The 17,715-nt window shown below is 72.9% G+C and carries 17 protein-coding genes; 11 read left to right on the top strand and 6 right to left on the bottom strand.

Going from position 1 to position 17,715, the window contains the following annotated elements; genetic code table 11:
• Positions 1-116 precede the first annotated feature (116 nt).
• The 9 genes from uraD to alc all read left to right on the top strand — a co-directional run bounded on the left by uraD (position 117) and on the right by alc (position 10,205).
• Positions 117-626, top strand: coding sequence for a 2-oxo-4-hydroxy-4-carboxy-5-ureidoimidazoline decarboxylase (uraD, locus tag Aau02nite_RS23565; protein ID WP_212990716.1), 510 nt, complete (start codon positions 117-119; stop codon positions 624-626).
• Positions 613-975 (top strand): hydroxyisourate hydrolase, encoded by a 363-nt coding sequence (gene uraH, locus Aau02nite_RS23560; protein WP_212990715.1) that lies wholly within the window; start codon positions 613-615, stop codon positions 973-975. The genes uraD and uraH overlap by 14 nt, the downstream gene beginning before the upstream one ends.
• Before the next feature lie 3 nt (positions 976-978).
• Positions 979-1,839, top strand: coding sequence for a factor-independent urate hydroxylase (pucL, locus tag Aau02nite_RS23555; protein WP_212990714.1), 861 nt, complete (start codon positions 979-981; stop codon positions 1,837-1,839).
• The gene (locus Aau02nite_RS23550) at positions 1,836-3,188 is read left to right on the top strand and encodes an 8-oxoguanine deaminase (protein WP_212990713.1); all 1,353 of its coding nucleotides are present in this window, start codon (positions 1,836-1,838) and stop codon (positions 3,186-3,188) included. Before pucL ends, Aau02nite_RS23550 begins: the two co-directional genes overlap by 4 nt.
• Positions 3,189-3,370: 182 nt before the next feature.
• Positions 3,371-4,861: a DUF1996 domain-containing protein gene (locus tag Aau02nite_RS23545; protein WP_212990712.1), complete on the top strand. Its 1,491-nt coding sequence runs from the start codon at positions 3,371-3,373 to the stop codon at positions 4,859-4,861.
• A gap of 187 nt (positions 4,862-5,048) precedes the next feature.
• Complete coding sequence (gene aceB, locus Aau02nite_RS23540; RefSeq protein ID WP_212990711.1) at positions 5,049-6,596, top strand: malate synthase A; 1,548 nt, start codon at positions 5,049-5,051, stop codon at positions 6,594-6,596.
• Between the two features lie 2 nt (positions 6,597-6,598).
• Complete coding sequence (locus Aau02nite_RS23535; RefSeq protein ID WP_212990710.1) at positions 6,599-7,747, top strand: DUF6986 family protein; 1,149 nt, start codon at positions 6,599-6,601, stop codon at positions 7,745-7,747.
• A gap of 143 nt (positions 7,748-7,890) precedes the next feature.
• The gene (gene allB, locus Aau02nite_RS23530; protein ID WP_212990709.1) at positions 7,891-9,204 is read left to right on the top strand and encodes an allantoinase AllB; all 1,314 of its coding nucleotides are present in this window, start codon (positions 7,891-7,893) and stop codon (positions 9,202-9,204) included.
• Positions 9,204-10,205, top strand: a complete 1,002-nt coding sequence (gene alc, locus Aau02nite_RS23525; RefSeq protein ID WP_212990708.1) for an allantoicase — start codon at positions 9,204-9,206, stop codon at positions 10,203-10,205. The genes allB and alc overlap by 1 nt, the downstream gene beginning before the upstream one ends.
• A 7-nt stretch (positions 10,206-10,212) precedes the next feature.
• Here alc and Aau02nite_RS23520 read toward each other — a convergent pair whose 3' ends face one another.
• Positions 10,213-10,998, bottom strand: coding sequence for a transglutaminase-like domain-containing protein (locus Aau02nite_RS23520; RefSeq protein WP_212990707.1), 786 nt, complete (start codon positions 10,996-10,998; stop codon positions 10,213-10,215).
• A gap of 99 nt (positions 10,999-11,097) precedes the next feature.
• Here Aau02nite_RS23520 and Aau02nite_RS23515 point away from each other — a divergent pair, with 99 nt between their 5' ends.
• Positions 11,098-12,273 (top strand): phosphotransferase family protein, encoded by a 1,176-nt coding sequence (locus Aau02nite_RS23515; RefSeq protein ID WP_212990706.1) that lies wholly within the window; start codon positions 11,098-11,100, stop codon positions 12,271-12,273.
• Positions 12,266-13,381, top strand: coding sequence for a protein-L-isoaspartate O-methyltransferase family protein (locus Aau02nite_RS23510; RefSeq protein WP_212990705.1), 1,116 nt, complete (start codon positions 12,266-12,268; stop codon positions 13,379-13,381). Before Aau02nite_RS23515 ends, Aau02nite_RS23510 begins: the two co-directional genes overlap by 8 nt.
• Here the strand turns inward: Aau02nite_RS23510 and Aau02nite_RS23505 are convergent.
• From Aau02nite_RS23505 to Aau02nite_RS23485, 5 genes are read right to left on the bottom strand one after another with little or no spacing between them, the layout of a single operon-like run.
• The gene (locus Aau02nite_RS23505; protein WP_212990704.1) at positions 13,378-14,145 is read right to left on the bottom strand and encodes a MerR family transcriptional regulator; all 768 of its coding nucleotides are present in this window, start codon (positions 14,143-14,145) and stop codon (positions 13,378-13,380) included. The two genes, Aau02nite_RS23510 and Aau02nite_RS23505, sit on opposite strands and share 4 nt — an antisense overlap.
• Positions 14,146-14,159: 14 nt before the next feature.
• Positions 14,160-14,921: an ABC transporter permease gene (locus Aau02nite_RS23500; protein WP_212990703.1), complete on the bottom strand. Its 762-nt coding sequence runs from the start codon at positions 14,919-14,921 to the stop codon at positions 14,160-14,162.
• A complete protein-coding gene (locus tag Aau02nite_RS23495; RefSeq protein WP_212990702.1) occupies positions 14,918-15,715 on the bottom strand; it encodes an ABC transporter ATP-binding protein in 798 nt (265 codons plus the stop codon). Before Aau02nite_RS23495 ends, Aau02nite_RS23500 begins: the two co-directional genes overlap by 4 nt.
• Positions 15,716-15,765: 50 nt before the next feature.
• Positions 15,766-16,419: a response regulator gene (locus Aau02nite_RS23490; RefSeq protein ID WP_212990701.1), complete on the bottom strand. Its 654-nt coding sequence runs from the start codon at positions 16,417-16,419 to the stop codon at positions 15,766-15,768.
• Positions 16,407-17,714: a sensor histidine kinase gene (locus tag Aau02nite_RS23485; protein WP_246595380.1), complete on the bottom strand. Its 1,308-nt coding sequence runs from the start codon at positions 17,712-17,714 to the stop codon at positions 16,407-16,409. The genes Aau02nite_RS23490 and Aau02nite_RS23485 overlap by 13 nt, the downstream gene beginning before the upstream one ends.
• Position 17,715 lies beyond the last annotated feature (1 nt).

The following is a 17,715-nucleotide window of genomic DNA, read 5'->3' as shown; positions in this document are numbered from 1 at the left end:
GCAAGGCAGGACTACTGATCGGGCGCTCACCAGAGCGCACTGAGAGGTAACGGATACTGGTGCAAGATCGGGGGGGTCCTGCTTGACTGTCCGTCTGCACAACAGGGGGTGAACGGGTGGACCGGGTCGAGGCGTTCAACTCCCTGCCCGCCGGCCGGCTCGAGGCGGAGTTGCTCGCGGTGTGTGCCGCTCCGGCGTGGGGCCGGGCGGTCGCGGCGCTGCGGCCGTACCCGTCGAAGGAAGCGGTCATGGCCGCGGCCGATGCGGCCGCACGCAGCCTGAGCTGGCCCGAGGTCCGGCAGGGTCTGTCGGCTCATCCGCGGATCGGCGAGCGGGCGCAGGGCGACTCGAAAGAAGCCGCCTGGTCGCGGCGGGAGCAGTCGACGGCCGCGGGCAGCGGCGACGACGACACCCGGGCCGCGCTGACCGCGGCGAACCACGCCTACGAGGACAAGTTCGGGCACGTGTTCCTGATCTTCGCGAGCGGCCGGACGCAGGAGGAGATCCTGGCCGCGGCGCGCGAGCGGATCGGCAACGACGAGGCGACCGAGCGGGCCGTCGTGACCGGCGAGCTGCGCAAGATCGCTCTGCTGCGACTGGAGAGGCTGCTCGATGCCCTCGACTGACGGCACGGCGGCGACGTCGCACGCCCGGATCTCCACCCACATCCTCGACACGGTCACCGGCGACCCCGCCCGCGACGTGTACGTGCGCCTCGAGCGCCGGGACTCCGACGGCTGGCAGCTGATCGCCGAGGGCCGCACCGACGACGACGGCCGGCTGCGCCACCGGGTCCCGTTGCACGACTGGCAGGCCGGCGGCTACCGGTTCGTGTTCTACGTGGAGCCGTACCTCGGGGGTCAGGCCTTCTTCCCGGAGATCACCGTCGCCTTCCACGTGCACGACCCGGACCGGCACTACCACGTGCCGCTGCTGCTGAGCCGCTACGGCTACACCACCTACCGAGGGAGCTGACCCGTGGCGATCGTGTTGGGCCGCAACCGGTACGGCAAGGCGGAGACCCGCCTGGTGCACGTGCGCCGCGGCGGCGACAGCCATGAGCTGGTGGATCTCAATGTGAGCGTCGCGCTCTCCGGCGACCTGGCGGCGACCCACCTGAGCGGCGACAACGCCGGGGTGCTGCCCACTGACACGATGAAGAACACGGTGTACGCCTTCGCCCGCGAGCACGGTGTCGGCGCGCCCGAGGCGTTCGGCCTGCTGCTGGCCCGGCACTTCGTGACCACCCAGCCGCAGATCTCCGGGGCCGAGGTCACGCTGGAGGCGTACGGCTGGGAGCGGCTCGGCCCGCACTCGTTCCGCCGCTCGGGCGACCACGTCCGCACCGCTGTGGTGACCGTCGCCGAGCACGGGACGCAGGTGGTCTCCGGGCTCAAGGATCTGGTCCTGCTGAACACGACCGACTCGGAGTTCCACGGCTATCCCCGGGACCGGTACACGACGCTGCCGGAGACGACCGACCGCATCCTGGCCACCGCCGTCGCCGCCCGCTGGCGGCACCTGGGCGACGCCGCCGGCTGGGACGAGTCGTTCGCCGGGGCGAAGCAGGCGCTGGTCGGGGCGTTCGTGGAGACCTACAGCTACTCGTTGCAGCAGACCCTGTACGCGATGGGCGAGCGGGTGTTGCGGGACAGACCGGAGATCGCCGAGATCCGGCTGGCGCTGCCCAACAGACACCACTACCTGGTCGATCTGTCGCCGTTCGGCCTGGACAACCCGCAGGAGGTCTTCCAGGCCGGCGACCGCCCGTACGGTCTGATCGAGGGCACCGTCACCCGCGACGACGTGCCTGCGGCCGGAGCGGAGTGGTACCTGTGATCGTGATCGAGAACGTCACCGTGGCGACGGTCGACGAGCACGGCACCGAGCACGCCGACGGCCACGTGGTCGTGGGCGACGACGGCCGGATCGCCGCGGTCGGTGCGGGTGGCGCTGGTGTCCTGCCCGGCTCGCCCCGCCGGGTCGACGGGACCGGCTGCCTGGTCACCCCGGGCCTGGTGAACACCCACCACCACCTCTACCAGTGGGTCACCCGCGGCCTGGCCCAGGACGACAACCTGTTCGGCTGGCTCACCACGCTCTACCCGATCTGGGGCCGCATCGACGCCGAGGCGGTCGGTGCCGCCGCGGGTGCGGGCCTGGGCTGGCTGGCGTTGTCGGGCTGCACGACGAGCATGGACCACCACTACGTCTTCCCGCACGAGGGCGGTGACGTGCTGGCCGCCGAGATCGAGGCCGCGCGGGAGATCGGGCTGCGGTTCCACCCGACCCGCGGCTCGATGGACCTGGGCCGCTCCTCGGGTGGGCTGCCGCCGGACCACGTGGTCGAGGAGACGGACGCGGCGCTGGCGGCCACCGAGGCCGCGATCGACCGGTGGCACGACCCGTCGCCCGGGTCGATGCTGCAGATCGGCGTCTCGCCCTGCTCGCCGTTCTCCGTGACGCGGGAGCTGATGAGCGAGGCCGCCGCGCTGGCCAGGCGCAAGGGCGTCCGGCTGCACACCCACCTCGCCGAGACCGACGACGAGGAGGAGTTCTGCCGGTCCCGGTTCGGGTGCACCCCGGTGGAGTACGCCGAACAGCTCGGCTGGCTGGGCGAGGACGTGTGGCTGGCGCACGGCGTCCACCTGGACGACGCGGCCGTGGCCAAGCTCGGCGCGACCGGCACCGGGGTCGCGCACTGTCCCAGCTCGAACGCCCGCCTCGGGGCGGGGCTGGCCCGGGTCCGGGACCTGCTCGACGCCGGCGCCCCGGTGGGTCTGGGCGTGGACGGCTCGGCCTCGCAGGAGGCGGCGCACCTGGGCGAGGAGCTGCGCCAGGCGCTGTACGTCGCCCGGCTGCGCGGCGGCCCGGCGGCGTTGTCGGCCCGCGAGTCGCTGCGGCTGGGCACGATGGGCGGCGCCCGCTGTCTCGGCCGGGCCGGCGACATCGGCTCCCTCGAGGTGGGTAAGCTCGCCGACCTGGTGCTCTGGCGCCTCGACGGGCTCGGCCACGACGGCATCGACGACAAGGTCGCGGCCCTGGTGCTCGGCCCGGCCGCGCCGGTGGAGCTGGCCCTGGTCGGCGGCCGGCCGGTGGTGGAACGCGGGCACCTGGTCAACGCCGACGCCCGCGCGCTCACGCTGCGCGCTCGCCGGGCACACCGTCGGCTGATCGACGGATTTTAGGAAAACTTAAGGAAGCGGCTCCGATTAATTGTTATCGGGTCTCGGAATCGCCGCGACCTGCGGGCCATTGTCGGGCGATTCCTAAATCTTCTTTCGCGCCTTGATACAAGCCTCCTGAGCTGTGCATACTCCCTGGCGAATAGCTTTCACCGCTTCGGTACGGCCTCAGTGAAGGAATGGTTATGCGGACAACTCCTGCCCACGTCGCGCCCGGCGAGGTCGCCAAGCGGCGCCGGCGCACCACCCGCGTCGCCCTGGCCGCCGCGGTCGCCGCCGCGCTGGGCGGCAGTGGCATCTACATCGCCAACGCGAGCGCCGCCGAGACCGTCGTGCCCGGCCGGGTGCAGGCCGAGGCGTACGCCGCCCAGTCCGGCGCGCAGGTCGAGGGCACCGGCGACGCCGACGGCGGGAAGAACGTCGGCTGGCTCGCCGCCGGGGACTGGCTGCGCTACGACAACGTCTCGGTGACCGACGCCGGCCTGGCCGCCCGGATCGCCTCGGACAACGCCACGGGCGGCTCGATCGAGCTGCACCTGGGCTCGCAGACCGGCGCGCTGCTGGCGACGTTCCCGGTCGCCCGGACGGGCGGCTGGCAGAAGTGGACGACGGTCACCGCGACGGCGAAGTCCGTGCCCACCGGCCGGCAGACCGTCTTCGCGGTGCTCAAGAGCGCGCAGGCCGGCGACTTCGTGAACGTCAACTGGTTCACCTTCGGAGCGGCCGCCACGCCGGCGCCCTCCACGCCTGCCGCCACCACGCCCGCAGCTGCCACGCCCGCTCCCACTGCGTCCGCCACCGGTGGCACCCCCTCCGGCGACGGCTGGGTGACCATGGACCAGGCCAAGTGGAAGGCGCAGCTCGCCGCGTTCCAGGCGATGAAGCCCAGGGCCGTACCGGCCGGCAACGTCCGGGTGCCCGAGTTCAACGCCTCGTGCACGGTCAGCCACTCCAACTCCGACGACCCGATCGTCTTCCCGGGCATGTCCGGTGCCTCGCACATGCACACGTTCATGGGCAACGACAGCACCGACGCGAACACCACCACCATGACGCTGCTGGCCAACGCCGGTTCGAGCTGCCAGCCGGGCGAGGACCGTTCGGCGTACTGGGTGCCGGAGCTGCAGGAGAACGGCAAGGCCGTCAACCCGCACGGCGTCACCGTCTACTACGGTTCGCGCCTCCAGGACCCCACCAGGACGGTGCCGTTCCCGCAGGGCTTCCGCATGATCGTCGGCGACGCCAAGCGGCAGGTGGCCACCGGAAAGGGCGCTCCCGGCCAGTTCTGGTGCGCCGGGGCCGGCGGCGAGGTCGGCCGCAGCGCCGACGGCAACTGGCCGGTCTGCGCCAAGACGGCCGAGCTGACCTTCCAGCTGACCTTCCCGGACTGCTGGGACGGCGTGCACCTGGACAGCCCGGACCACAAGTCGCACGTCGGCGGCACCGGCCCGGACGGCACCTGCGCGAGTGGCAAGTTCCCGGTGGCGATCCCGTCGCTGTCCTTCGTGATCGGCTACCCGACCTCGGGCAGCGCCGCCGGCTTCAAGCTGTCCTCGGGCAACGCCTCCTCGATGCACGGCGACGCGTTCTTCGCCTGGGAGGACGAGGCGCTGGGCAGCCGGGTCAAGAACTGCATCGTCCAGAAGGCCAAGTGCGACTCGTTCGGCAACTTCTAGGTCGGCACCACCGGGTGCCCCCATCCCCAGGGGGCGCCCTCATCCCCAGATAGGAAAAAGCAGTGGCCCCCGTTTCCCCGCGGGGGCCACTGCCATGTCCCCGCTGAGTTCCGTGCGGCGGGCGCCCGGACCGATACGGTACGAGGGGATGCGCGCCGAGCCATCGCAGTGAGGGGAGTCGCCGACCGTGACCGAGATTCTGTCCGAGGAGGCCGTGGCCTTCGTAGCCGACCTGAACCGGCGGTTCCGGCCGCGCCGCAACGAGCTGCTGGCCGCCCGCGCGGCGCGGCGGGCTGAGATCGCCGGCGGTGGCAGCCTCGGGTTCCTGGCCGAGACGGCCGACGTCCGCGCGGGTGACTGGACCGTGCCCGCCGCTCCGGCCGATCTCGCCGACCGGCGGGTGGAGATCACCGGTCCCACAGAACGCAAGATGACCGTCAACGCCCTCAACTCGGGCGCCCAGGTGTGGCTGGCCGACCTGGAGGACGCCAACACCCCGCACTGGTCGAACGTGGTCGACGGCCAGCAGAACCTGCACGACGCGATCCGGCGCATGATCCGGCTGGAGACCGGCAAGAAGACGTACGAGCTGGGCGACGGGCCGTACCCGACCATCGTGATGCGGCCGCGGGGCTGGCACCTGGACGAGCGGCACCTGCCGGTGGACGGCGAGCCGGCTGTCGGGGCGCTGGTCGACTTCGGGCTCTACTTCTTCCACAACGCCGCCGAGCTGCTCAGCCGGGGCAGCGGGCCGTACTTCTACCTGCCCAAGATGGAGTCGCACAAAGAGGCGGCGCTCTGGAACGACGTCTTCACGTACGCGCAGGAGGCGCTGGGTATCCCGGTCGGCACCATCCGGGCCACCGTGCTGATCGAGACCATCCCGGCCGCGTTCGAGATGGACGAGATCCTGCACGCCTTGCGCCCGCACATCTCGGGGCTCAACGCCGGCCGCTGGGACTATCTGTTCAGCATCATCAAGTACTTCCGGGACAACCCCGCGATGGTGCTGCCCGACCGGGCGGCGGTGACGATGACCGCGCCGTTCATGCGGGCGTACACGGAGCTGCTGGTCTCCACCTGCCACCGGCGCGGTGCCTTCGCGATGGGCGGCATGGCCGCCTTCATCCCCAGCCGCCGCGACCCGGCGGTCAACGAGGTCGCCCTGGCCAAGGTCCGCGAGGACAAGGAGCGTGAGGCCGCCGACGGCTTCGACGGCTCCTGGGTGGCCCACCCCGACCTCGTGCCGGTCTGCCGGGAGATCTTCGACCGGGTGCTCGGCGACCGGCCCAACCAGCTCGACCGCCGGCGCGACGAGGTCGGCGTCGACGCGGCGCAGCTGCTCGACGTGGCGGCCACCGGCGGCGCGGTGACGGAGGCGGGCCTGCGCGGCAACGTCTCGGTCGCCCTGCAGTACCTGGAGGCCTGGCTGCGCGGCAACGGCGCGGTCGCGATCAACAACCTGATGGAGGACGCGGCCACCGCGGAGATCTCCCGCTCCCAGGTCTGGCAGTGGATCCACAACGGGGTACGCCTCGACGACGGCACCACGATCACGGCCGAGCTGGTCGGGCGGATCGAGGACGAGGAGCTCGCCGAGCTCCGCGCGACCCTGGGTGACCAGGCCTGGGCGGGCAGTCGCTTCGACGACGCGCGCAAGCTCTTCGAGCGGGTCGCCCTCGCCGACGACTTCGCGGACTTCCTGACGACGGCCGCCTACGACTCGATCGACTGACCATGCGGCTCAGCGACGACGACTACGCCGCCCTGGACGACCGGCTCGCCGCCCACGACAGGTTCCTCGCCACCCGGTATCCGGGGGAGCGGACCGGGCGGCAGCCGGTGCACACGGTGTACATCCCGGCCGACCGGATCGGCGGCTTCCGGCAGTGGGGCGCCCAGGCGCTGGCGGCGCTGGACGACTGCCCGCCGCTGCCGTTCCCGGCCGCGCTGGCTGACCGGGTCCGGGCCAAGCTGGCCACCGAGCCGATCGAGGACCTGCGGATCGACTTCGAGGACGGCTACGGCGTCCGCGACGACGACCAGGAGGACGCGGCGGTCAAGGCGGCCGTGGCCGTGCTCGCCGAGGGCCCCCGCCCGCCGTTCATGGGGATCCGGATCAAGTCGCTGGAGGCGGCCACCCGGCACCGCGCGCTGCGCACCCTGGACCTGTTCCTGTCGCTGCACCAGGAGCCGTTCACGGTGACCCTGCCCAAGGTGAGCGGCCCGGACCAGGTTACCGCGATGGTCGCGCTGTGCGGGACGCTGGAGCGCGGGTACGGCCTGGCCGCCGGCACGCTGACGTTCGAGATCCAGATCGAGCTGCCGTCGGCGGTGCTCGGCGCGGACGGCACAGCGACCGTGGCCCGCCTGATCACCGCGGCGGACGGCCGGTGCACGGGCCTGCACTACGGCACGTACGACTACAGCGCCGCGGCCGGGGTGGCGGCGGCCTACCAGGCGATGGACCACCCGGTCGCCGACTACGCCAAGGCGGTGATCCAGGCGGCGGCGGCCGGCACCGGCGTCCGGCTCTCCGACGGCTCGACCAACATCCTCCCGGTGGGCTCGGACGTGGCCGTCCACGACGCCTGGGCGCTGCACCACCGCCTGGTCCGCCGCTCCCTGGAACGCGGCTTCTACCAGGGCTGGGACCTGCACCCGGCGCAGCTGCCGACCCGGTTCGCGGCCACCTACGCCTTCTTCGCCGACGGTGTGGACGCGGCCTCGATCCGGCTGCGGCGGTATCTGGACCGGCAGTCGGGCGGCATCCTGGACGAGCCGGCCACGGCCCGGGCGCTGGCCGGCTATCTGCTGCGCGGCCTGGACTGCGGGGCGCTGGACGACGCGGGCTTCACCCGGGAGGAGCTGACCGCACTGCTCTGAGCGGCGAACCGCCCTCAGCCGCCGGCGATCCGCCCAGCCCCGATGATCCACCCGGTCGGGAACCGGACACGGGATCGGTGATCTTGCCGCTCGGCTTCACCCGACGTAGCCGTGTGGCAACAGTTGGCGGTTAGGCTCGGCCCATGGTCGATCTGGTGGTGCGGTCCCGTCGTGCCGTCGTCGGCGGCAGTGAGCAGCCCGCCGCGGTCTCCGTCGCCGGGGGCCGGATCGTCGCCGTGGACGACTACGCCGCCGTGCTCCAGACCGCCGAGGACGTCGACCTGGGCGACCTCGCCCTGCTGCCCGGCCTGGTCGACACCCACGTGCACGTCAACGAGCCCGGCCGCACCGAGTGGGAGGGCTTCGCCACCGCCACCCGGGCCGCGGCCGCCGGCGGGGTCACCGCCATCGTGGACATGCCGCTGAACAGCCTGCCGCCGACCGTCGACGCCGACGCGCTCGCGGTCAAGCAGAACGCCGCCCGCGGTCAGATCCACGTGGACGTCGGCTTCTGGGGCGGTGCGATCCCGGGCAACACCGGCGCGCTGCCCGCCCTGCACGCCGCCGGGGTGTACGGCTTCAAGGCCTTCCTGGCCGACTCCGGCGTGCCCGAGTTCCCGCCGCTGACCCCCGACCAGCTCGGCGAGGCCCTGCGCGCGGTCGACGCCCAGTTCGTGGTGCACGCCGAGGACCCCGACCACCTGCACGCCGCCGTGTCCTCCCCGGCGTACGCGGACTTCCTCGCCTCCCGGCCGCCCGACGCCGAGCACGCCGCCGTCGCCAACGCGATCGAGGCGGCCCGCGTCACCGGCGGGCGGGTCCACATCCTGCACCTGTCCGCCGCGAGCGCCCTGCCGCTCATCGCCCGGGCCAGGGCGGACGGCCTGCGGGTCACCGCCGAGACCTGCCCGCACTACCTGACGCTGGACGCCGCCGAGATCCCGGCCGGCGCCACCGAGTTCAAGTGCTGCCCGCCCATCCGCGACGCGGCCAACGCCGACCGGCTGTGGGCCGCGCTCGCCGAGGGCCTGATCACCTGTGTGGTCAGTGACCACTCGCCGTGCACTCCCGAGCTCAAGCGGCCGGACACCGGCGACTTCGCGGCGGCGTGGGGCGGCATCGCTTCGGTGCAGCTGGGCCTGCCGGTGGTCTGGACGGCTGCCCGCGCCCGGGGGCACTCCCTCGCCGACGTGGTCAGCTGGATGGCCCAGCGCCCCGCCGACCTGGTCGGGCTCACCGGCAAGGGCCGGATCGCGGTGGGGGCGGACGCCGACCTGGTCGCCTTCGACCCGGCCGCGGACTTCACCGTCGATCCCGTACGCCTGCACCACCGCAACCCCGTCACGCCGTACGCGGGAAAGGTCCTGACGGGTGTGGTCCGCACGACCTGGCTGCGCGGACGGACCGTGACCGGCGACGCCCCCCGCGGCGTCTTCCTGACCCGGGAGGGTTCCTGATGGAGGAGTTCACGCTGCTGCCCGACCTGGCGTCGCGCACCTTCGGCGGCGGGGTGGTGTTCGCCAACGACGAGTTCTTCGCCGCGGCCGACCATCTCGTCGAGCCGGCCCGGCCGGTGTTCGCGCCGCGGACCTTCGGGCACAAGGGCCAGGTGTACGACGGCTGGGAGACCCGCCGCCGGCGCGAGCCCGGGCACGACACCGCGATCATCCGGCTGGGCGCGCCGGGCATCGTGCACGGCATCGACGTCGACACGGCGTTCTTCACCGGCAACTACCCGCCGCACGCGTCGGTCGAGGGCGCGGCGCTGGAGGGCTATCCCGATCCGATCCAGCTGGCCGAGGCGCACTGGGTGGCGCTGGTGCCGCGCTCGCCGCTGGTCGGCGACAGCCAGAACCTGTTCCCGGTCGACTCCAGCCAGCGCTACACCCACATCCGGCTGAACATCTACCCGGACGGCGGGGTGGCCCGGCTGCGGGTGCACGGCGAGGTCGTGCCCGACCCGCGGCTGCTGCCGAGCGTCTTCGACGTGGCCGCGGCCGAGTACGGCGCCCGCATCGCCGGCTGCAGCAACATGTTCTACGGCCACCCGCAGAACCTGATCTACCCGGGCCTGGCCCGTTCCATGGGCGACGGCTGGGAGACGTCCCGCCGCCGCGACGACGGCAACGACTGGGTGCTGGTGCAGCTGGCCGTGCCGTCGGTGATCGAGCTGGCCGAGCTGGACACCAGTCACTTCAAGGGCAACGCACCGGGCAGCGCGACCCTGCGCGGCATCGACGCCCGCACCGGCCTGCTGGACGACCCGACCGACTGGTTCGACCTGCTGCCGCAGGTGCGGCTCTCCCCGGACACCCGGCACCGCTTCGGGGTGTCGGTGGTCCCGGTGGCCACCCACGTGCGGCTGGACATCTTCCCGGACGGCGGCATGGCCCGGCTGCGCCTGCACGGCCGCCCGGACGGCGCTGTCCTGCGCGCCCGCTTCGAGGCCGTGACCTAGGGCCTCGTCAGGCCAGCTCGACCGGTTCGCGGTGGTCGTCCATCGGCAGGTCGCCGCCGGCCACCGCGGTGATGATCAGCTCCGGCATGGTCAGCAGGCCGGACAGGGTGGTGGCCAGCGCGGTGTCCGCCGCGTCCCGGCCGGTGGCGATGCGGATCAAGCTCTGCCGGGGTGCGAGCCCCGTCGCGTCCCACACCTGCCACCGGCCGTCCAGCGCGGTCTCCACCACCAGGTGGAAGTCCATCGGGGACAGGCCCGGGGCGTAGACCGCCGCGACGCGGGCCGGCACGTTCATGGCCCGGCACAGCGTGGTCATCAGGTGGGCGTAGTCGCGGCAGACACCGCGGCCGTCGAGCAGCGTGTCCGCCGCGTCGGTGGTCGGCCCGCTGCTGCCGGCCTCGTAGCTGAGGTGGTCGTGCACCCAGTCGCGGATCGCCCGGACGGTGGCGGTGGCGTCCGGCCGTCCGCTGAACAACGTGCCCGCGAACCCGGCCATCTTGTCCGACGGGCAGTACCGGCTCGGCCGCAGCGCGACGATCCGGTCCGGCTCGGTGACGTCCGCCGGGACCGGCCGGGTGACGGCCACCTCGGCCGCGTACGTGACGGTCAACCGGCCTTGAGGGGCCCGGACGTAGTGCTGGCGGCCGGGCAACTCGACCGCCTCCACGCTGCGGCCGTCGCTGGACAGCGACAGGGACTCCGAGACCGGATCCGCGGCGGCGATCAGCAGGACGATCTCGGCGGGCTCGGTGACGTCGAAGACGAGCGTGGCACCGACCTGGGAGTTGTTCACGGACGTCACGGTAGCCGGATCCGGATGTCGTCCGGATTACGGCGCGGGCCGGCGGAAAACGCGGTCGCCCGATCCCGGCCCGGCCGATACCGTCCTGGCGTGGGCCGAACCGTGACGCTTGTCCTTGTCGATGCCGCCGGTGCCGTGCTCGGGGCCCTGCCACCGATCGAGGTGGAGATGCCCTGGTGGCCCGAGGCCGCCGACGTGGTGGCCGCCACCCGGGAGCGGTACGGCATCGAGGTGCACGTGTTGCGGCTGCTCACGGCCGACCGGCCGGCCCAGCCCGGCGGGCACGTCACGTACCTGGCGCAGGTCTTCGAGCCGCCCGGCGTGCCGCTGGCGCCGGCCGACGCCGACCTGACGCCGCATCCGCTGCGCGCCCCGTACGCGGTCCCCGGCGGCCCGGCCGCCTCGGTGGCCTGGGCGCTGGCCGCGACCGGCCGCGACGATCTGACCCCCGTCCAGCAGCGCACCTGGAACCTGTCCATGATCTGGCACCTGGACGCCGCGGGCACCCCGGTCGCCTGGCTCAAGCAGGTGCCGCGGATGTTCGCGCACGAGCCCGCCGTGCTGGCGCTCGTGGACGGCTTCGCGCCGGGGCTCGTGCCCACGGTCCTGCGGGCCGGCGCCCCGGGCCGGATGCTGCTCGCCCACGTGCCCGGCGAGGACCGCTACGGCGCCGACGAGGACTTCTGCGCGGCCGTCGCCGCCGACTGGCACCCGGCCCAGGTGCACTTCGCCGGCCGGATCGACGAGCTGCTGGCGGCCGGCGTGCCCGACCGGCGCTTCGACATCGACCGGCTGGCCCGGGTGGCCGAGCCGTTCCTGGACGAGATCGACGGGCTGGCGGCGGTGCTGGACCAGCTGCCCGCGCGGATCGCGGCGATCGTGGCCTGCGGGCTGCCCGACACCCTGGTGCACGGCGACCTGCACCCCGGCAACGTACGCGCCGACGGGGAGTCCCGCGTGATCGTCGACTGGGGCGATGCCACTGTCGCCCATCCGGCGTACGACATCCTGCGGCTCTGCGAGGGGCTGGAGGAGCCCGGCAAGGTGCTGCAGCAGTGGGCCCAGCGGTGGCGCACGGATGTGCCCGGCGCCGATCCCGAGCGGGTCCTCGACCTGATCAGGCCGGTCGCCGAGCTGCGGTCGGCCGCGCTGTACGCGGAGTTCCTGGACCGGATCGAGCCGGCCGAGTGGCCGTACCACCGGGCCGACGTGCCGGCGCGACTGAGCGCGGCGGCCGCCGCGGCCGTACGGTGGTGGTGTGACTGACCTGCGGCGACGCTTCGTGGAGCAGCTCCGTCGCAACGGCGCCCCGCTGACGCCCGAGCTGGCCGCCGCGTTCGCCGCCGTGCCGCGGGAGTTGTTCGTCGCCGAGGGTTTCCAGCGCCGCGACGGATCCTGGGCCCGGCCCGGCGCGGCGGGGTTCCGGGACGCCGTCTACCGCGACGACGTGCTGGTCACCAAGGTCGACGGCCGGGTGGCGGTGAGCTCGTCCAGCCAGCCGTCGCTGATGGCGATCATGCTGGAGGGCCTGGAGGTGGGACCCGGCGACCGGGTCCTGGAGATCGGCGCGGGCACCGGCTACAACGCCGCGCTGCTGGCGGCGCTGGGCGCGTGGGTCACCAGCGTGGACGTGCAGGCCGACGTCGCGGAACGGGCCCGGGCCGCGCTGGCCGCGGCCGGTGTCGAGGGCGTACGGGTGATCACCGGTGACGGCTATGCGGGCGCGCCGGGCGAGACGTTCGACCGGGCGATCGTGACCGTCGGGGTCGCCGGGGTGTCGCCGCACTGGCTGGCCCAGGCCCAGCCCGGCCCGATCGTCGTGCCCGTGGAGCACGCCGGCACCCACCCGGTGCTCGCGGTGCACGGCGCACCGCGGGGCCCGGTCACCGCGACGGTGATCTGCCCGTCCGGGTTCATGAGCGCCGCCGGCCCGCTGACCGCCGCCCATCCACGCTCCCATCCGCATCCGGTGCCGACCGGCGCCCTGGCCGCGTTCGCCCCGGTCACGCCGCCGCGCTGGGATCCGCCGCTGGGGTCTTACGCCTACCGCGACCTCTGGTACGCGGCCGGGGTGTGGAGCGGTCGGGCCACCCACGCCGCCCTGCCCGACCGGGACGTGAGCGGCGTGGTCCTGCTGGACGAGCAGGGCGCCGGCGGCGCGGCGATTCTGCCGGACGGTTCGGTGCTGGCCGGGGGAGACCAGGCCGCCGAGTACGGCGACCAGGCGGTGCTGATCGTCGACCGCTGGGAGGCCGCGGGCCGGCCGTCGATGCGGGAGTGGCAGATCACGCTGCAACTGACCGGGGACCCGCAGGCGCCGATCTGGGCCCCGGCGGCCTGGTCGCTGCGCCCGGAGCGCCCTGAACTCGCCTAGTCCACCCGCTTGAGCCGGGTCCAGCCGTCCCAGCCGCGCTTGCGCATGAGCTCCACGATCCGCGGCATCCGCGGATCGGCCTCGGCGGCGAGATTGTTCATCAGGTCGAACGGCATCTCGTCCTGCCATTCCTCGCCCAGGTCGGGCTCACCGGCGGCGTAGGCCCGGTCGAGCAGACCGGCCATGAGGTCGGCGATCTCCTCCAGGCGCGACTCGTCGGCGGCGTCGCTGTCCCCGACCTCGGAGAGGACCCGGTAGAGCCGGACGAGCTGCGGATCCTCCAGCTCCGCGAACTTGTCCGCCATGACCGCGGGCATGTGCTCGGGCCACCGGGCCGCGAGCAGGATCCACCCGTCCCGCTCACCCTCCAGGATCCGCTGCGACACCCCGACCTCGCGGAGCCGGTCGAGATAGCAGGTGACCTCCGGCGGGAGCACCAGGGCATCGCCGGCGGCGAGCTGCGCGATCCGTTTGCGGCTGAGCTCCAGCCGTTCGATCTCCTCGCGCAGGTCACTGTCGATCTTCTCGACGGCTTCGGCCAGGGCCGCGGCGTCGGCCTGCAGCATCAGGCCGATCTGCGACAGCGGTACGCCGGCGTCCGCGACGGTGCGGATCTTGATGAGGGCCACGGCTGCCGAGGCGCCGTACCGGCGGTAGCCCGACGCGTCCCGCTCCGGCTCGGGCAGCAGCCCGATCTGGTGGTAGTGCCGCACCGTCCGCACCGTGACGCCGGCGTACGCCGCCAGCTGGCCGATCGTGAGCATGTTCCGATCCTGGCTCAGCTGATCCGGCGGCGGTAGGTGCGTAGCGCGAAAGCGACGGCCACGACCAGGATGCCGGCGCACCAGGCCAGGGCGGTCCAGATGCCCGAGCCCACCGGTTGCTCGGCGAACAGGGCCCGGAGCGTGTTCACGATCGAGGTCACCGGCTGGTTCTCGGCGAAGGCGCGTACCGGGCCCGGCATGGACGCGGTGGGCACGAAGGCCGAGCTGATGAACGGCAGGAAGATCAGCGGGTAGGCGAACCCGCTCGCGCCGTCCACGGAGTTCGCGGTCAGGCCGGGGATCACGGCGAGCCAGGTCAGCGCCAGGGTGAACAGGACGAGGATGCCGGCGACGGCGAGCCAGCCCAGGACGCCCGTACCCGACCGGAAGCCCATCACCAGGGCGACCAGCAGGACCACCACGAGCGAGATCACGTTGGCGACCAGCGAGGTCAGGACGTGGGCCCACAGCACGGCGGCCCGGGCGATCGGCATCGACTGGAACCGCTCGAAGATGCCGCCCTGCAGGTCCTGGAACAGCCGGTACGCGGTGTAGGAGATGCCCGAGGCGATGGTGATGATCAGGATGCCGGGCACCAGGTAGTTCACGTACGAGGCGGTTCCGGTGCTGATCGCGCCGCCGAGCACGTAGACGAACAGCAGGAGCATGGCGATCGGCGTGACCACCGTGGTGATGATGGTGTCGGGGCTGCGCACGATGTGGCGCAGTGAGCGGCCCAGCAGGACGGCGGTGTCACCGAGGAAGTGCTTGTTCATCGCTGTTCGCCCTTCGTGGCGGTGCCGACCAGAGCGAGGAAGACGTCTTCGAGGGTGGGTTGCTTCTCGACGTACTCGACCTTGGCCGGCGGCAGCAGCCGCTTGAGCTCGTCGAGCGTGCCGTCGACGATGATCCGGCCCTCGTGCAGGATCGCGATCCGGTCGGCGAGCTGCTCGGCCTCGTCGAGGTACTGCGTGGTCAGCAGCACCGTCGTGCCGCCCTCGGCGAGCTTGCGGACGGCCTGCCACACCTCGATGCGGGCCTGCGGGTCCAGGCCGGTGGTCGGCTCGTCGAGGAAGATCACCGGCGGGTCCCCGATGAGGCTCATCGCGATGTCCAGCCGGCGGCGCATGCCACCGGAGTACGTCCCCACCCGCCGGGCGCCCGCCTCGGTCAGCGAGAACCGGCTCAGCAGGTCGTCCGCGATCGCGCCCGTGTTCTTCAAGTGCCGCAGCCGGGCGACCATGACCAGGTTCTCCCGCCCGGTGAGGATCTCGTCGACCGCCGCGAACTGCCCGGTCAGGCTGATCGACTCGCGGACGTCGGCGCCCTGGGTCGCGACGTCGAAACCGTTGACCCGCGCGCTGCCCGCGTCGGCCTTCAGCAGGGTGGAGAGGATCCTGACCACCGTGGTCTTGCCGGCTCCGTTCGAGCCGAGCAGCGCGAAGATGCTGCCCCGCGCCACGTCGAGGTCCACGCCGCGCAGCACGCGCAGCTCCTTGTACGACTTCTCCAGCCCTCGCACGTGGATGGGGGGTTCCGGGACCGGCCCGGGTGTTGATGAGGTGCTCATGACAGGAGGATGGAGGGTTGACGTAGCGTCAGGGTCAAGCAATATCGCGGTCAGGCCCGCAGATAGGCCAGCACCGCCAGCACCCGGCGGTTGGTGTCCTCGGCCGGCGGCAGGTCCAGCTTGGCCAGGATGCTGCCGACGTGCTTGCCGACGGCCGCCTCGGTCACGAACAGCTTGGCCGCGATGGCCGAGTTCGAGTGGCCCTCGGCGACCAGCCCCAGCACCTCGCGCTCCCGCGGGGACAGCGCCGCCAGCGGATCCTTGGGCCGGCGCAGCAGCCGGCGCACGACCTCGGGATCGACCACCGTGCCGCCCCCGACCACCGTCTGCAGCGAGGTCATGAACTCCTGTACGTCGACGACCCGGTCCTTGAGCAGGTAACCGACCCGCCGGCCGTCGCCGGTGTCCAAAAGGGCGGCCGCGTACTCCTCCTGCACGTACTGGCTCAGCACCACAACCGCGAGGCCCGGCTGCTCCCGGCGCAGGGTGACCGCCGCCTGGAGCCCCTCGTCGGTGAAGGTCGGCGGCATCCGGATGTCGGTGATCACCAGATCCGGCCGGTGCTCGGCCACCGCCGCGAGCAGCTCGGGACCGTCACCGACCGCCGCCACCACCGCGCAGCCGAAGCGGGACAGCACCCCGACCAGGCCCTCGCGCAGCAGCACGCCGTCCTCGGCCAGCACCACCCTGATCAGCTCTGCCACGGAAGCTCCACCCGGATCAGGGTAGGGCCACCGGCCGGACTGGCCAGCAGCAGCCGGCCACCGACGGCCGCCACCCGGTCGGCGAGCCCGGTCAGCCCGGTGCCGTGCGCCGGGTCCGCGCCGCCGCGCCCGTCGTCGCGTACCTCCAGGACCAGCATGTCCCCGGCCTGGGCGAGCAGCAGGTCGGCGCGGCTCGCCGCGGCGTGCTTCACCACGTTGGCCAGCGCTTCCGAGGCCGCGAAGTAGGCAGTGCTCTCCAGGTGCGGGGCCGGGCGCTGCAGACCCTCCGCGACCGTCACCGTCACCGGCAGCGGGGAGCGGACCGTCAGCTCGCGCAGGGCCGCGGGCAGGCCCAGGTCGGCCAGCGACTGCGGCCGGATGTCGTGGATCAGCTCGCGCAGCACCACCATGAGCTCCTTGGCCTCGTCGTGCGCCTGGGCCAGCGGGGCCGCGGCCGGGGAGTCCGCGGGCACGTCCAGCCGGGCCATGCCCAGCTGCAGAGTCAGGCTCGTGAGCCGGTGCTGGGCGCCGTCGTGCAGGTCGCGCTCGATGCGCCGGCGCTCCGCCTCGAACGCGTCCGCCAGCCGGGCCCGCGACTGCGCCACCGCCCGCAGCGCGGTCCCGTCCCGGTCGCCGAGCAGCGCCCGCGCCGTGGCGGCCTGGCCGGTGGCGATCAGGCCGAGCAGATAGAGCAGGACGGGGATGAGCAGTACGCCGACGATGGCGAGCGGGACCGCCTGCCCGAGGGTGCTGACCGTGAAGGCACCGAACTGCCAGCTGTCCGTGCCGGACGCGGCGAGCAGCGGGCTCACCAGGAAGCCGAAGTCGATCAGCGCGAGGATGCCGTACACGGCGTAGACGACCGGGACGACCAGGCCCAGGAAGGCGCCGTAGAGGACCTCCCGCCAGGTGGCCGCCTCGGTGTAGCGCACCCGCAGCCAGGTGATCGGATCGGTGCGCAGCGGCCGGTGCGCCGACTGCACGGGCCGCTGGTCGATCAGGGCCAGCCGGCCGCGTTCGACGGCGGCCAGCGGGATCGCGACGAGCGGACCCAGCCCGGCGAACATCGCCAGGGCGGTGACCATCACGAACAGCAGCGGGCCGTCGATCACCCGGCCGTCGTTGAACCGCAGGCCGGCGGCCAGCCAGGGCAGGATGAGGGTGACCAGCCCGACGCCGACGACGCCGGCGAGCGGCAGGGTGGTCAGTCCGTAGAGGATGGCCCGCCACGGACCCGCCGAGAGCAGGTAGTGACGGTTGCGGAGGGCTTGCCAGGGAGCTTCGTTTGTTGACACA

The organism is Actinoplanes auranticolor (genome assembly GCF_018332655.1).
Lineage (GTDB): Bacteria > Actinomycetota > Actinomycetes > Mycobacteriales > Micromonosporaceae > Actinoplanes > Actinoplanes auranticolor.
This window is presented reverse-complemented; position numbering and strand designations above follow the sequence as displayed.